The organism is Bradyrhizobium diazoefficiens (genome assembly GCF_016616235.1).
GTDB lineage: Bacteria > Pseudomonadota > Alphaproteobacteria > Rhizobiales > Xanthobacteraceae > Bradyrhizobium > Bradyrhizobium diazoefficiens_H.
This window is the reverse complement of the sequence record NZ_CP067100.1, coordinates 5,924,908-5,940,403: the sequence shown is the minus strand read 5'-3', so window position 1 is coordinate 5,940,403 and position 15,496 is coordinate 5,924,908. Positions and strand designations below refer to the sequence as shown.

11 protein-coding genes, 1 tRNA gene and 1 pseudogene are annotated in these 15,496 nt (G+C 61.9%); 7 read left to right on the top strand and 6 right to left on the bottom strand.

Annotated features, from left to right (window positions below):
* Positions 1 to 237 precede the first annotated feature (237 nt).
* Entirely contained in the window at positions 238 to 996 is a 759-nt protein-coding gene (locus JJB99_RS28225; protein ID WP_200495509.1) for an enoyl-CoA hydratase-related protein, read from the bottom strand.
* Positions 997 to 1,252: 256 nt separating this feature from the next.
* Here JJB99_RS28225 and JJB99_RS28220 point away from each other — a divergent pair, with 256 nt between their 5' ends.
* Positions 1,253 to 2,488 (top strand): MFS transporter, encoded by a 1,236-nt coding sequence (locus tag JJB99_RS28220; protein WP_200500336.1) that lies wholly within the window; start codon positions 1,253 to 1,255, stop codon positions 2,486 to 2,488.
* 28 nt (positions 2,489 to 2,516) lie between these two features.
* Here JJB99_RS28220 and JJB99_RS28215 read toward each other — a convergent pair whose 3' ends face one another.
* Positions 2,517 to 4,295, bottom strand: a complete 1,779-nt coding sequence (locus JJB99_RS28215) for an acyl-CoA dehydrogenase (RefSeq protein ID WP_200495508.1) — start codon at positions 4,293 to 4,295, stop codon at positions 2,517 to 2,519.
* A 256-nt stretch (positions 4,296 to 4,551) separates the two neighbouring features.
* Here JJB99_RS28215 and JJB99_RS28210 point away from each other — a divergent pair.
* Positions 4,552 to 4,626 (top strand) — tRNA-Gln (locus JJB99_RS28210).
* Positions 4,627 to 4,917: 291 nt separating this feature from the next.
* Here the strand turns inward: JJB99_RS28210 and JJB99_RS28205 are convergent.
* A complete protein-coding gene (locus JJB99_RS28205) occupies positions 4,918 to 6,246 on the bottom strand; it encodes a hypothetical protein (RefSeq protein ID WP_200495507.1) in 1,329 nt (442 codons plus the stop codon).
* A 773-nt stretch (positions 6,247 to 7,019) separates the two neighbouring features.
* On the opposite strand from JJB99_RS28205, the gene JJB99_RS28200 reads away from it, so the two are divergent.
* Positions 7,020 to 7,247, top strand: a complete 228-nt coding sequence (locus tag JJB99_RS28200; RefSeq protein ID WP_200495506.1) for a hypothetical protein — start codon at positions 7,020 to 7,022, stop codon at positions 7,245 to 7,247.
* 44 nt (positions 7,248 to 7,291) lie between these two features.
* On the opposite strand, the gene JJB99_RS28195 is transcribed toward JJB99_RS28200, so the two are convergent.
* Entirely contained in the window at positions 7,292 to 7,588 is a 297-nt protein-coding gene (locus JJB99_RS28195; RefSeq protein ID WP_349628983.1) for an ATP-binding protein, read from the bottom strand.
* 114 nt (positions 7,589 to 7,702) lie between these two features.
* A pseudogene (locus tag JJB99_RS36985) lies at positions 7,703 to 7,768 on the bottom strand (hypothetical protein); the annotation flags it as partial.
* Between the two features lie 763 nt (positions 7,769 to 8,531).
* Between JJB99_RS36985 and JJB99_RS28190 the strand changes: the two are divergent.
* From JJB99_RS28190 to JJB99_RS28180, 3 genes are read left to right on the top strand one after another with little or no spacing between them, the layout of a single operon-like run.
* Positions 8,532 to 8,969, top strand: a complete 438-nt coding sequence (locus JJB99_RS28190; RefSeq protein WP_200495504.1) for a DUF2231 domain-containing protein — start codon at positions 8,532 to 8,534, stop codon at positions 8,967 to 8,969.
* Positions 8,966 to 9,655 carry a tripartite tricarboxylate transporter substrate-binding protein gene (locus JJB99_RS28185; protein WP_349628982.1) on the top strand — a complete coding sequence of 230 codons (690 nt, stop codon included), beginning with the start codon at positions 8,966 to 8,968 and terminating at the stop codon, positions 9,653 to 9,655. The genes JJB99_RS28190 and JJB99_RS28185 overlap by 4 nt, the downstream gene beginning before the upstream one ends.
* A 58-nt stretch (positions 9,656 to 9,713) precedes the next feature.
* Positions 9,714 to 10,922 (top strand): FAD-dependent oxidoreductase, encoded by a 1,209-nt coding sequence (locus JJB99_RS28180; protein WP_200495503.1) that lies wholly within the window; start codon positions 9,714 to 9,716, stop codon positions 10,920 to 10,922.
* A 430-nt stretch (positions 10,923 to 11,352) separates the two neighbouring features.
* Here JJB99_RS28180 and JJB99_RS28175 read toward each other — a convergent pair whose 3' ends face one another.
* Positions 11,353 to 11,724 (bottom strand): lipocalin-like domain-containing protein, encoded by a 372-nt coding sequence (locus JJB99_RS28175; RefSeq protein WP_200495502.1) that lies wholly within the window; start codon positions 11,722 to 11,724, stop codon positions 11,353 to 11,355.
* A 2,318-nt stretch (positions 11,725 to 14,042) separates the two neighbouring features.
* Between JJB99_RS28175 and JJB99_RS28170 the strand changes: the two genes are divergently transcribed.
* Positions 14,043 to 15,353 (top strand): adenylate/guanylate cyclase domain-containing protein, encoded by a 1,311-nt coding sequence (locus tag JJB99_RS28170; protein WP_200495501.1) that lies wholly within the window; start codon positions 14,043 to 14,045, stop codon positions 15,351 to 15,353.
* Positions 15,354 to 15,496 lie beyond the last annotated feature (143 nt).

The following is a 15,496-nucleotide window of genomic DNA, read 5'->3' as shown; positions in this document are numbered from 1 at the left end:
TCACGAAGGTTCGTCTTGAACGAGCGGCACGCTCCCACCCGCCCCTCGAGGGGGCAGGTCGGTTCGCATGGGATGCGAACCGGGGCGGGGTGACAGAGCATCCTCGCCGAGGTGTTGGAGAGGTTTGCGAATTGGCTAGGCGTATCGGCGAGAGTCTTTGCGTGGCTCACCCCACCCCGCTCGCGCGTTGCGCGAGGGACCGTCCCCCTCCAGGGGAGGGTGGCGGCCGAGCGAGCCTCACCGCCTCTTCCTGTTCGCGAACGCGTTGAACGCGGCGATGGCTTCGTCCGACTTCAGCCGCTCGCCGAACAGATGGGCTTCCTGGTCGATGCGGCGAGTGAGCTCTTCCGGCGCTGCGCGCAGCAATCTGCGCGAGGTCGCGACCGCCTCGGCCGGCAGCTTGCAGATCTCGCGCGCCACCTTGCGGGCCTCGACCTCGGTATGTCCCGGCGACACCACCGTATTGACGAAGCCTGCAACGTGGGCCTCTTCGGCGGTAAAGGTCCGTCCCATCACCAGCATGGCGAAGGCGCGCTGGTAACCCATCGTGCGCGGCATCAGCAGGCTGGCCGCGCCGACCGGCACGAGGCCGAGATTGATGTAGGGCGCCGAGAAGGTCGCGGCCGTGGACGCCAGCACGTAGTCGCAATGGAACAGCAGCACGGTGCCCATGCCGATCGAGGCGCCGTCGACGGCCGCGATGATCGGCTTGACGTTGAGCGAGAGCGAATAGAGAAACTTGGCGCCATTCGACAGCGTCTCCGGGCGCGCAGCGTCGGCCTTCAGGAAGTCGTCGATGTCGTCACCGGCGGTGAACACGCCGGAGCCGCCGGTGATGATCATGCAGCGGATGTCGGGGTTGTTCTGCGCGGTGTCGATCGCGCGGCTCATCTCCCGGTACATGTCCTGCGTGATCGCGTTCTTCTTGCCCGCCCGGCGCAGGGTGATCACGCGGGTTCCGCGCTCGTCGGTGACGACGATATTGCCATTCGCCATAACAACTTCCCCTGGACCCGCCGCGACGCTGCTGGCGAGTCTTTCAAGCCTCAGCCTACATCATCTTGCAGGCGTGCCAATGTGGCAGCCCGATCTTTTCGGGAACGCCGCCGTGACAGCGGCGCATGACGCCCGCTACATCATTTCTGGTGCGCCGTTGCGCATTGCAACAATTGGCTACAATGTTTCATTTGAAAAACCGCTGGTTGTGGGGCAGGGTTGCGCATGCCGTTTTCATTTGCCGATTGCTGGATTGATGATTGCCGCGGCGGGTATTGACGAATCCGCGTTGCGCTATCGGGGCTGGCGCGTGGTGCTGGCCTGTTTCCTGATGGCCTTCTTCATGTTCGGCTTCGGCCTCTACGGCCAGGGCGTCTATCTCGCCGAGCTGCAGCGCGCCCATGGCTGGCCGGGCACGCTGGTCTCCGCCGCTAGCACTTTCTCGTTCCTGCTGACCTCCGTCCTCGTCATCTTCACCGACGATCTGCTTGCCCGCATCGGGCTGCGCGCGCTGATCCTGTGCGGCCTGTCGGCGCTCGCCGCCTCGACCGCGTTGCTGGCGCTGATGCAGACCCCCTGGCAGCTCTATCTCGCTTATGCGCTGATGGCGGTCGGATGGACCGGTATGGGCACGGTGGTGATCGCGACCGTGCTGAACGCCTGGTTCGAGCGGCGTCGCGGGCTCGCGCTCAGCCTCGCCTTCAACGGCGCCACCTGCGGCGGCATCGTTCTCGTTCCGGTTCTGCTGGCGCTGAGCGACAGCATCGGTTTCCGCTCCGCCATGCTGGCGGCCACCGCGGCGATGGTGGTGCTGGTGTTGCCGGTGGTTGTCGTCTTCACCAGCTGGCCGGCCGATGCGTCGCTGAATGCAGCGGGACAAGTCTCCGGCGGCGGCAAGGCCGCGCCTCATTCGCGCAAGGAACTGCTCGCCAATGCGTCCTTCTGGACCATGGTGCTGCCGATCGCCATCGCACTGCTGGCGCAGATGGGCTTCATCATCCATCAGGTGGCGTTCCTCGAGCCGCTGATCGGGCGCTACGCCGCAGGCCTTGCAGTCACCGTGATGGCGGCGATAGCGGTGGTCGGGCGCCTGTCGCTCGGCCTGTTCGTCGATCGGCTCGATCCGCGGCTCGCCTGCGCGGCGTCAATGACGAGCCAGGCGGCGGCGCTGTTCGTGCTGTTGCAGAACACCAGCCCGGCCGTGCTGCTGGTGTGCTGCGCCGTCTATGGCTTCTCGATCGGCAACATGATCACGTTCCCGCCGCTGATCATCCAGCGCGAGATCGGCTCCGCCGCCTTCGCCGCCGCGATGGGACTGGGCACCTCGATCAGCGGCATCGTCAGCGCCTTCGGCCCCGGCATCGTCGGCCTCGTGCGCAGTTTTACCGGCGATTACACGAGTGCGTTTGCGATGTGCGTGGCGCTGGATGTTGTTGCGGCGGGCGTGGTGCTGTGGCGGCCGGGGCGACGGGCGAAGCTCGCAGCTTCGTAGTAGCCCATCCGGGCTACGCCGGCCTCATTTACCCCAGCAGCACCACATCCGCCGCCGCGACCGACTCAGCACTCTCGGTCACGGTGCGCTCGAGCGCGCCGGCCTGCACGGTGATGTTCTCGGCGAAGAAGCGCGCGAGCGAGACGTAGCGCGCGGCGTCGGTGTTGCCGTCGGCTTTGGCGGCGAGCGCTTCGGACGCCAGCATGCAGCCGCCCAGTGTTGCACCGAACTGCTGCAGATACGGCGTCGCGCCCGCGAGCGCCTCGTTCGGTGCGGAGGTCACCCGCTCCAGCAGCCATTTGCTGGTGCGCGTCAAGGCCTCCAGCGCCTCGCGCAGCTTCGTGCCGGTGGTGCCGAAGCCGGGATCGTTGGAAGCCTCGACTTGGCTGACGGTCGCGGACAGCTCGTCGAGCAGCGCCCACACCGCAGCGCCGCCATTGGCCGCGAGCTTGCGCGTGACGAGATCGATCGCCTGGATGCCGTTGGTGCCTTCGTAGATCGTGGTGATGCGCGCATCGCGATAGTGCTGCGCCGCGCCGGTCTCCTCGATGAAACCCATGCCGCCATGCACCTGCACGCCGAGATAGGCGACCTCGTTGCCGATATCGGTGGAATAGCCTTTTGCCATCGGCGTCAGCAGTGCCGCGCGTGCGGCGGCATCGGCACGGACCTTGGGGTCCTTGGCGCGGGTCGCGACGTCGATCGCGACGGCCGTCGCATAGCAGATGGTGCGCGCGGCGGCGGTCTGCGCCCGCATCCGCATCAGCATGCGCTTGACGTCGGGATGCACGAAGATCGCATCCGAGCCGTCGCCCTTCTTGCCGACAGCGCGGCCCTGCTTGCGCTCTTGTGCATAGGCCAGCGCCTGCTGATAGGCGCGATCGGCGACACCGACGCCCTCGAGGCCGACGCCGAGCCGAGCCTGATTCATCATCGTGAACATGCAGCGCATGCCCTGGTTCTCTTCGCCAATCAGAAAGCCGATGGCGCCGCCATGGTCGCCCATGGTCATGGTGCAGGTCGGCGAGGCATGCATGCCGAGCTTGTGCTCGACGCCACTGGCAAAGATGTCGTTGCGCTGCCCCAGCGAGCCGTCTTCATTGACCATGAACTTCGGCACCAGGAATAGCGAGATTCCCTTGGTGCCGGCGGGCGCGTCGGGCAGGCGTGCCAGCACGAAATGCACGATGTTGTCGGTCATGTCGTGCTCGCCATAGGTGATGAAGATCTTCGTCCCCTTGATGCGGTAGGTGCCGTCGGCCTGCTTCTCTGCGCGGGTGCGCAGCGCGCCGACGTCGGAGCCGGCCTGCGGCTCGGTGAGCTGCATCGTGCCGGTCCATTCACCCGTGACGAGCTTCTCGAGATAGATTTTCTTCAGCTCGTCGCTGCCATGCGCATCCAGCGCCTCGATCGCGGAGGCCGTCAGCAACGGGCAGAGGCCGAAGGCGACATTGGCGGCGCTCCAGATCTCGGTGCAGGCCGCGTTGATCGCGAGCGGCAGGCCCTGGCCGCCGAAACCTTCCGGGCCGGAGACCGCGTTCCAGCCGCCATCGGTCCACCGCTTGTAGGCATCCGGCCAGCCCGGCGCGGTCGTGACCTTGCCGTCATTGAGCTTGATGCCGTGCTCGTCGCCGACCTTGTTGAGCGGGGCCAGCACGTCCGATGCGAACTTGCCGGCTTCCTCCAGCACGGCCGCGACAATGTCGGTGTCGAAATCGCCGTAATGGCCGGCTTCCACCGCGGCCTTCAGGCCGGCGCCATGATTGAGCGACAGCAGCATGTCAGAGATCGGCGCGCGGTAGGTCATGGCTCACTCCCCGTGGACAGGTCTTCTGGATCAAACTTGGCGCCGTATTCCCATGAAACGGCGGAGGTCTCAATGGGCGGGACGCCCCGCGAAAGCGCCATGGCCGGACCTATAATAGAGTGCGGCACGGCTCCCTGCTCCGCCCGTGGTATTTTGCCCCTCCAGGCGGTTGAAATGCCGCGCCGCTCCCTATAGACCGGCTGCGACCGGAAGGAATCTGCGGTAGCCAAGTCTTCCGCCAGTCCAGGTCGCCTGATGGGGCGTAGCCAAGCGGTAAGGCAGCGGATTTTGATTCCGCCATTCGGAGGTTCGATCCCTCCCGCCCCAGCCAGAGCCAGTGCACTGATTTTGCTAAGAAAATGGCCTCGCTTGAGCCGGAATTTCCAGCGCATTTGGAAATTCAGTTTGCCCCTCATTTGGAAATTCTGTGCTGGTTTCGTTTTGGCCGACGGCCGATGCAAGACGTTGCGCGGCTTGAACGCCACTCAACTTGTCAAAATACGAATTGAGAGCGTGAACACTATCTGCGCGTAGCAAGCTTTCGATCGCTGTCTTTGACGTCGCGTGCGGGATCACCGCAAAAACGCCTTGGCTCTTTTGCAGTGTCCAACGAAGCGCGAGGTTAACTTTGCGATCCGACGCGGGTCTTCGACATTTGCAAGGTCTGCTGCATTTCGTCTCGAGGTGATGCTGCTCCATCAGCATTCTGCCGATCGAGCTCCTTCTGCGCCAAGAGATGTGCATGCCGCTTACGGGTCGCAGCCAATGCTCGCATCATCGTTTCTTTGGCATAGCCGCGATAGGCCTGTGCGGTCTTGTGGCCCGAGAGCGCACGACCCTGGCCGTCCGTCAACTCGGCTTCCTCAAGTTCGGTCATGCCGCCGTGTCGACAGGCATCAAGCGTGAACAGCTTCGACACGCCGTCGATCTTCTTGCGCATCTGCTGCACCACCTTCTCCATGCCGGGGTAGGACCACACTTTCGCGTCGCCCTTGCGTTCACCCTTTTGGATCCGGCGCATGATCATCGGGACGCCGAGCTTGGGCAGATGGCTCAAGACGTCTTCCGCTTCGGCATAAAACTTGATGGTCTCTCCCTCGAGAGTCTCTTCGAGCGGATGCCAGACCAACGCCTTGTTCTTGTGGTGCTCGATGCGCACAGCATGTGGCCAGTTCTTGCTGCGATAGTCCGGCCAAGTCAAAAACCCGGCTACTACGTTCTCCGGCCGTTGCAGCCATTCAAAGCAGATCACTGCGACAGCCGCCGGTTCCGGCCGGCCTTCCTTTATGCAGCCCCACGCAAATTTGTAGACCTCCTCGCGAGTAACCGCGTGCTTCTTGGACTTGGTGCGGCTCTTGAGGGTGAAATCGTCCCAGGGGTTCGGGTGCTTCTTATCGAACAGCTCCGGGTGCAAACGACGCATGATCCGCCATACCTTTCGGCAGAGCCCCACCACCTTTTCTCCCTGCCGCAGTCTGATGCCGTTCGGCCCGTTGATTATTTTGTCGTAGATCTTATCGGCGGCTCGCGGCGTAACTTCCATGATCTGCCGTTCGCCGATCCGCCGTCCACTCTTGCCGACGGTGTCGCAGATCATTTGCATGATTCGTTCGTAATCGGGGCGCGACCGAGCTGAGACCTTCTCAGTATACGCCTTCTCCGTTTTGTATTGTCGGAACAGCCAATCGATCGTGCCATAGCGCGCGATCTTTCCTTGCTCGCCCGGCCGCCCTCTGCGCTGGTTGTTCCATTCATCGAAGAGGGCATTCAGTGTGGCAGCGCATCCGCCTTTTCCCTCTTCACCGCATGCGGCCTCGTAGCTCGTCCCAAGCGGCTTATTCGCCATCTCGCAGCCGAGTTGGCGATAATAGGTGGGAATCCGGAAATAGAATGCGACCGAACCGCGGGCAAGCCGACGCACCTCCACAAAACGTGGAAGCGGCCGCTCCAACGTCACAAATCCTCGGCGAGGTCGCCCGGTGCCATTTCCGGCGCGATAGCTCGGTCCAGATCGTCTCTCAACCACAGCTGACGCCTCCCTTCTTTTACACGTGGTCGAGGATACTCCTTACCGACTCGTTTGAGAAAGGCTTCAACAGTTGTTTCGCCGCAATACCCGGCTGCGATTGCAGCTGGCATACGGCGCGGCCAAGAGCCTGCAGGAATTATGGCAGAACGTGGCATTGTGATCGGTTTAAGCGCGAGCTGGTGGAGGCGGCTTCAGCCGTGTGGTGCGCCGGGGCATCATGCAGACCGCCACGGACGCTTGAAACCGCGACAGCAGCGAGATCGCGCGAGAAGGTAGAAGATCGTACAAAAAGGGTGCGTTGACGGCAGTCCCGCTAGCAGAGAGGCTAATCGCTCAAGACCGAGGGTATTCCGCCCCAGTCCCGCTTGTAAGCTAGCTCTCGATTTTGCGGACTCTTAATCAGCGGGTCCCAGGTTCGAGCCCTGGTGCGCCCACCACCCTCAAGGGATTGGCCCGCCAGGGCTTTTTTGCGGAGATCGACGGGCGCCAGGAAATCTGCCCGCTGCTTCATCGCGGTCGCGACTGGTGCGCCTCGGTGTTGCAGAGCCACGCCTCCCATCCTTCACTGATCTATTTTCGCTCTGTCGGCACCGGAGCGGGCTGGCCCGCCACGCTGGGCGCCCTCATGGATCTCGCACTCATCTTCGAAATGATGGTCGACGATCGCACCCGCGGTCCTGCTGCGTCTGGAAGGATTGCGTCTCGTCGACGAAATCAACGGCCTGCTTGGGCTAAAACCCGGAAACGACGAGACAGCGTCGGCGGACGGCTTGAAGCTGTGCGCGCGGCTCTCGGCCGCCGGCTACGCCTTGCGGTCTCCGCTCGATGCCGCCGAATTCGCGGACAGGCGACGCGAGCACGCGAGGCGCGTCCAGGCCGTGGCGGCGCACCTCGGCACGCCGACGGCTCCGCTGCTCCCATGAGTTTTCGGCGCGGGCACGATTGGCTTTCATCTCCAGCGGACCGATCAATGGTCGACCGCTAGAGATACCTGTACCTCGCAGCCTTGCTGAAACGGCTTTCTCGTCATCGAGCCCTTCATCGGCGTGGTGAGAAGATTGATGAGCCGTGTGCCGAGGCCGCTCTTCACCCTGGTGCCGCAGCCTACGCCGTCGTCTCGCACGGACACCAGGACGCGATCTTCCTTGACGCGGACGTCGACATCGACCGCTCCGCGCCGCGCTTCCGGGAACGCATATTTGAAGCAGTTGGTGACAAGCTCGTTCACGGTGAGGCCTATCGAGGCCGCTTGGGAGCTTCGCACCAGAACTTCCTCGCAACGGACATTGATCGCGATGGTACGCACGCCGCGGTGAAAATCGGCGAGGCTTGCGCACAAGGATTCGATGTACGGCCTGAGCGCGATGCGCGTGCTGTCGGCCGTGTCTCGCAACCGATCGTGGACCTTCGCGACGGCGTCGACCCTTGCAACGGCGGATGCGATCGCCGATCGCGGGGTCGGTCTCCGAACGTGCCTGTAGCCGCAGGATGGACACCATCGTGGCGAGGTCGTTCCGCGTCCTATGCGCGAGTTCCTGCAGCAGCAGGTCGGAGTAACGATTCGCTTCGGTGAGCTTGGTCAGTGTCCTTCGTAGTATCTCCACGACGGCGGCTATGGCCAGGCCGGTGATGACGAAGAGCGCAAGAGGAACGGCCGCGGCAGATGCCGGGCCTGGGACGAAATACGCTTGGGCGAGCGCGGCGGCGGCCACCGTGGCCAGAACCCCGGACCCGCGATCGAACAGGGCCGACGACAGAAGAATCGAAGGAATGAACAGCAGCACCGGGTAGGACTGCAGATGCTCACCAAACATCGCCCTGGCAAAGAAAGCGATCCCAACCAGACCGAGCGTTAGGAGGTAACGTACCCAGATCGGAAAGTCCGATCTGGCCTTCAGCAGGCGGTACAGAAACGCTTCCATGGAAGAGCAATGTGCCGCGGAGCCGCGGTGTTCCGGTTTGTAGGTCAGGCCGCGCAGGACGTTGAGCGGTACGACCGAGAACCTGGGAGGTTAGCAACTTGAGTCCTTGGCACCACGCCAATGCCGAGCCGTCCGCCACATGCGCCGTGGTTTCGCGATCCAACCGGCGTCCGGTTCACCTGTCCGCCGCGAGTAGGAACTGCTCGGGTGCTTACCGCGTTCCCGCCATGCACAACTTCACAAGCGCGCGGGCTTGGCTCGGCGGGAATGGTTCGCGGAAAGTACATGGCGAGATCGACTCCTGAAATCAGTCCCAAACCGCTGATGCACCCAAGCTTCATCTGCGCCGGATCAACCCTGCTGATAGCGGGGTTCGCTACTGATGCCATGTACTGGGACACGTCGAATTGGCAGTGGGCCAACTCCTCGGCTTGGCTGATTGCTGCCGGACTGGTCCTGGCTCTGATCGCAACGATTGCTTTGATCATCGATCTTCTCGCGGGCCGCGCGGGGCGGATCAATTGGATTTCCTTTTTGCTCGTCGCGCTGGCAGCGCTTCTCTCTCTTCTGAATGTTTTCATCCACAGCCGCGACGCCTGGACCTCGGTCGTGCCGCAGGGAATCTCGATCTCCGCGATCGTGACGGTTCTGCTCCTGATAGCCGCCGTCCGCGGCTGGGCGGTGACCACGGTTCGTGCTCCTGCGATCGGAGACAGGCTGTGATTCATGCAAAGCTCCGAGCCCTCTACGCCATCTGCGCCTTGGTCGTGCTGACCGCTTGCGACCAAGGCGGCGATCCCATGCGGCAGTACGGGTCTGATCCCTACCTGCCAGAGCCTCAGAACTATCTGTTGCCGCCGATGAGCGTCCCGAAGGGAATAGGCTGGAAGCCGGGTGAGACGCCAACGGTCACCGAAGGGTTGAAAGTCCAAGCCATGGCGACAGGGCTGACCGGCACGCACTTCCAGTTCGTGCCGTATCGCGGCGCGGCGCCTGTCATGCAGGACCTGATCGCGGGACGCCTCGACGTGATGTTCGATCAGGTGTCGAGCGCGTTGCCGCACGTACGCAACGGCGAACTCAAGGTGTACGCGGTCACAGCGAAGAAGCGCTTGGCGTCCGCTCCCGAAGTCCCGACCGTTGAGGAGGCTGGACTCCCGGGCCTCCAAATATCGGTTTGGCACGCTCTCTTCGCGCCAAAAGCAACCCCACGACCTGTCATCGCCAAGCTGAACGCGGCCGTCGTCGACGCGCTGGCCGACCCCGTCGTCCGTGAGCGGCTGGAGAGTCTCGGCGTCCAAATCCCAACACGCGAACAGCAAACGCCTCAGGCCCTGTCAGACCTGCAAAAAGCCGAAATCCAGAAGTGGTGGCCGATCCTCAAAGCGGCAAACGTCAGGGCCGAATAAGCTCTGGCAGGCCGACCCGTCTCCCGGTTTCTCAACTAGTCACAAGGCACCCACCGAAATGATGCCGAACCAGCGCATATTGATCGCCGGCGCAGGACCAGTCGGCCTCACGGCAGCCGCCTGCCTGGTACGGCGCGGTATTCCGGTGAAGGTGTTCGAAGCGTCCGCGGCGCTCACCACGGAATCGCGGGCGACGACCTTCCATCCACCGACGCTCGATATGCTCGACGACCTCGGCTTGGCCGAATCGCTCGCCCAACGCGGTTTGATTGCGCGCCGGCTGCAATATCGCTCCGGACGCGACGAGGTGATGGCCACCTTTGACTATTCCGCTATCGCCGACTCGACACGGCATCCGTACAGATTGCAGTGCGAGCAATTCAATCTCACGCGCATCATTCACGATCAACTGTCCGGCAATCCGAACTACCAAATCGAGTTTGGAACGCGAGTTAGCGGCGTTTCGCAAGATCGGACCGGCGTCACCGTCGAGCTCTCATCGTTCAGCTCCGCTCCGCGAGAGGAACGCGGCAGCTGGCTCATCGGCGCCGACGGCAGTCACAGCGCGGTGCGCAAGGCGCTTGGCATTCCGTTCGAAGGCTTCACCTGGCCCGAACGCTTTCTGATCGTAGACACGTCTTTCGATTTCCATACCGCGCTCGCGGGTGTGGAATCGCTGACCTATGTGGCGGCACCGATGAACTGGCGCTTCCTGTTGCAACTCCCCTCGAGGTGGCGCGTGATATTACCGCTCGCGCGAGATCTGCCAGATGCTACAGCGACCAGCCGCGCCTTTGCCCGAACCGCGCTGTCAACGCTTGCTTCCGGAGTTGACGACGGCGAGATCGCACACATCGCCCTCTTCAAAGTGCACCAGCGTGTCGCGGCGGCATTCCGCGCCGGGCGCGTCTTTCTCGCCGGCGATGCTGCTCACATCAACAATCCGCTGGGCGGGATGGGATTGAACGGAGGAATCCACGATGCGGTGAATCTGGCGGAGCGACTGGGTGAGTTTTGCACAAGACCGGCTCCAGACACTGATTTGGATCTTTACGATCTGCAGCGCCGCGCGGTGGCAATCGAGCATGTGCAGAAGCACTCCATCCGCACCAAGCGCAATCTGGAAACCAGTGACCCTGACGAGCGAGATGGCTTCCGCGACGAACTGAGACGGACGGCGAATGACCGACAACTGACTCGCGAGTTCCTACGAAGAGTATCGATGATCGCGAGCCTCGATCGAGCCAAAGAGCTGGGGGTGCTCTAACGTCTCCTTCTGGCTCTTAGTCGACGTCTCACCAACCGACGGCGAGTTTAGCCGGCGAATTCGAACGCGCAGGCGCCGGCCCCTCGGAAGTAGGCGCGCCGTCTTCCTGAAGTTGCCGAAAGCCCCTCACATATCGAGGGTCGTCTTGCGATTCTGGCCGAGCTTCGGCTCCCGAAGGACTGCGAAGAGCGATTGAGCCTCATCGGCGGCAATCGGGCGTGAGCGCCGGACCAGCGGCAACCTGCGATCGATGCCAAGCGAAGCGGCTTGGCCTGTCCGCTGGATCACGGGAGGCTCTTCGCCGGTCACTTCGATTCCGCACTAGCCGTGTACTCATAAACCGGCGGCGTGGTTCGCTTCGCTCTGATACCGCCCCTATGCGCGACCGCGGCAATGTCGCGAGGGGCAGAAGCCGACGCGACGTGGGTGTTCATTTTGCTCGCTTCCAAACCACATCGACGCTCTCCCCGCTTGGAGGACGAATAGTTAGCGTGAGCTGATCTCCAGTGATCGCAACGAAGCGTTTCTGATCTGAACCATTCCAATTCGGAAAGGAACTACCTTCAACATGAATTGCGACGCTGCGGTCTTGGTCATTCACCGAGTAAGTCCCGAAGTAGGTCTGGGTCCCATTGGCTGTTGCTTCGTTTTCTTCCGCAGAGCCTCGCCAGAGCGCATTGCTTGCGTACTTGGCCCGGTCTGAGCGCATAACCGTGATGATGTACCGCCCGCGTGCGTCAAAAATGGCCATACCCGTTGGGTTTGCTCCGAACTGCCGCAACGTGGTGCCGTCGCTTTTCATTTGTTCCCACGAGAGAACCGTCCACGTTCCAACGAGTCCTTTCTTCAGCCATGACTGCTGACTAAAGGCAACAGCCCCAAAGCCGTGGCAATGCACATACCGAGAACGCTACGGTGCTTCATTGGTGTCCTCCGTGGCTCCGCCTTGAACCTGTTCCGCACTGTAGAGCTACAGGAGATTATAGGAAACCCCGCTCGTGAACGCCTGATTTCCAGATGTCCCGCTTCTGCCGGAAGCACCGAAGGAGGAGCAGATGAGCAATCGCACATAAGGGCGGAAGCCGCCGACAGCCGTCCCCTTCACGATCACCGTGGTGCCGCTCAGCAGGACCACCTCGTGGCTCCAGTCGAACTGGTAAGCTTCGCCTGGGGCAAAGCTCAGCGGGACATAAGCGGCCGCGGTCGATGCCCGCCAACGCGCTGGATTCGACGAAGACGCCTTACCAAGTGACGACTCCCAGCACTGCGAGTCCCAACCCCCCAAAGACTGGTAGCGCCACTAAAGCGCCCGCAGCGAAGATCATCAGCTCCTTTTTCGTGAGGTCCGTCATCTTGCCCTTCCTTGCACCATTAGGGCTTGGTGAACGGCCGATGCCGGTATGAAGTTCCGCTCCCGCCAATTAGCCGCTGTCCTGCTCGCGACAATGGCCTAGCTTCCCCGCGTCATAAATCCCGCTCTACCTAGGAACGCCTCGAGGGAGAGAGTACTTGATTTTGTAGGCCTTCAGGAGGTCATGTCATGCATCGCGCATTTATTGTGACAGCACTTGCAGCAATGCTTGCTAGCGCTTCGTATACAGCGCTGGCGCAAGGCGGTGGATCCGGAGGAGGCAGCAGTGGGGGCGGTGCATCTTCGGGAGCTTCAAGCTCGTCTGGAATGGCAGCTGGCTCGATGTCGAGCAGCGGGAGTGTAAACGGTACGGGAGGCTCACCCGGCCCGAACACGAGCAACGCGCTTAGCCACGGGACGACAGGCAACAACCTGAATAGGTCAACTGGTGGTCCTCCCCAGGCCGGAAGCACTTCGTCAAGCTCCACCTCCTATAGCAACCCAACGGCAAACAACGCCGTCAATAATTTGGGAAACACTAACAATACCGGCATTCTCGCGCCAGGTAGCAAGTAGCTACTGGATATGATCGCACCGCGACACAGACTACTCTTCGAGTAGGGCGTGGACGCATATCGCGCGTGGCCAGCCATAGCCGGATAGATGCCAGTTAGACGAAGGCAAGGCTCTCTTTGAGTTTACGATCCCGGCTCGTTGATGGAATGCCCGCTTGTGGCCATCGCGTCCGCTGGTCCGATGCAGTGGTCTGTCCGGAGCTAGGGGGAAAGCCGACCTGCCGGCTGAGCACTCAGACTTCTCACTTTGACCCATAGCGGACGTCAAGCCACCGGCTGCAAGCTTCAGGGCTTGCTTGTGTCCCATCGGCGGCCATCTTGTAGTTTTCAACTAAACCGAGCAACTTTGGGTTCTGAGCGTAGGGAGACGTCGTCATGAGGTTCTCGGCGCGTGTACTTGCCCCCGGTTTTTTGATCGCCTTGGTGATATTTGGATCGGGCAGTCCGGCATTGTCGCAAACTGCAACGACCCTTCCCGCCGTCACTGTCGACGCTCCAACAGTTAGGCCAAAGCCGAAACAGCACGCGCTTGCCCGAAGTGCTGTGCACGACCTGACGCCGACGACCGTTGGAACGATATTGGCAACGTCGATCCCGGAACCAGCAAAGCTCGCTAAGCTCGCGAGCATCAGTGGCAGTTGCGTCGGCGGTTGCGCTACAAGCTTCAAGTCAAGAACCGCCCCTTGGCACGGCTGCTCGATATCCGCCTGGCCGGCGCCGTCGTCAACGTGCAGAAACGTCTATAATTTCAAGACCTACGAAGAGTGCCGGGCGACAGGAATGCTGCTGGCGTGGAGACCTAATGATGTCCCGTGGTACTGCAGCAGCCTGGCTCTGAAATAGTCAAACACATGCAGAATTGACGATTGCCGACATAGTTGGTGGCTTCAGTCGCGCTATACGGTTCGGCGTGTCTGCTCTTGGCCCATGGCTGACTTAGAGCCCGGATCGCGCCGGAGTCAGCTTCGGAGAAATGAGCTGACCAAGTTCATGAGGGCAGCAGAGAGCAGCTTTTAATCCGAAGCCGACTTCCGAAAGGCTCCGGCAGGGGTACGCCGCGGACCCTCAGCGAACAGGGGCCAGCCTGAGGCGACGGCCACACGCCATGAGCCTCTCGCTAGCCTCTCGCTGCTCGATTGCGCTGTGTGGCCGTTTAGCCGTAGGCTACCCAGTGACCCAGAGTGGCGGGAAGCCATGGTTGTCGAGACGCGCTATGTGACCAGCGGCGAGGTCTTCGTCGCGTACCAAATATCCGGACAGGACGGTCCGGATTTGCTCATGACGCCGGGCTTTGTATCGCATCTGGAGCTGTCGTGGGAGAATCCCAACGCCGCGCGGTTCCTTAATGACCTCGGCTCGTTCTCGCGACTGATCCGATTCGACAAACGCGGCACGGGTCTCAGTGATCGTGGCGTCGGTGTCCCGCATCTCGATGAAAGGATCGACGATATCCGCGCCGTCCTCGGCGCCGCGGGTTCCAAGAGAGCCTACTTGTTCGGTGTCTCGGAGGGCGGGCCGATGTCGATTCTGTTCGCAGCGACCTACCCTGAACGGGTCGCCGGCCTTATCCTGTTCGGCACGTATGCGCGCACGGTTGGCGCCTCCGTTCCGTTTGACGATTTTGCGGGACTCGAGCGTGATATCCGGTCCAACTGGGGTTCCGGCAAAAGTCTGCCAAGTTTCTCCCCATCGGCAGCCGCAATTCCCGGAGCCATGGAGCGCTTCGCCAAGTTCGAGCGCTCCGCCGCCAGCCCGTCTGATGTGATCAATCTGATGCGTATGAACCGCGAGATCGACGTGACCGCCATCCTGCCGTCGATCCGTGTTCCTACGCTTGTCATGCACCGGTGCGACGACGTACGGATTCGTGCACTCGCCGGGCGCGAGCTTGGAGAGAGAATTTCTCAGGCGCGCTACATCGAACTACCGGGTAGCGATCACCTCGCATGGTCAGGAGATCAGGATCGACTTGTCGAGGAGATCAGACAATTCATGGGTGTTTCCGCCACTGCCTTCGACGTTGATCGCGTCCTCTCGACTGTGCTGTTCACCGATATCGTCGATTCGACAAGGAGGGCCTCGTTGGTGGGTGACCGGCAGTGGCGTTCAACTCTGGAAGCGCATCATGCGACGGTGCGTTCGGAATTGGAGCGGCATCGCGGACGCGAGGTTAAAACTACAGGCGACGGATTTCTGGCGCTGTTCGACGGCCCGGCGCGCGCTGTCCGCTGCGCCCAGAGGATTGTCAGCGCGGTGCGGCCGCTCGATCTCGAAGTGCGGGCCGGCGTCCATACCGGTGAGGTTGAAATGATGGGAGACGATGTGGGCGGCATTGCTGTGCACATCGCAGCACGGGTAGCTCAGCATGCGAAAGCAAGCGAAGTTCTGGCCTCGAGCACGGTAAAAGACTTGGTGGCAGGTGCTGGCCTCAAGTTCGTCGATAAGGGACCTGCTGAGCTTAAGGGCATCGCCGAGACAATGCGCCTATTCGCAGCCGTCATCTGAATAAGTTCCGGAGCGTCGATTCCGCCCCGACCGCCGCTTGTGACCCACAACCGACGTCAGCTGAGACGATCCCCTATTGCGTTGACAGCGGAATAGATTGCGCCTGTAATTGAGGGATAATCTTCGCCGGCCGGAAAGTGTCG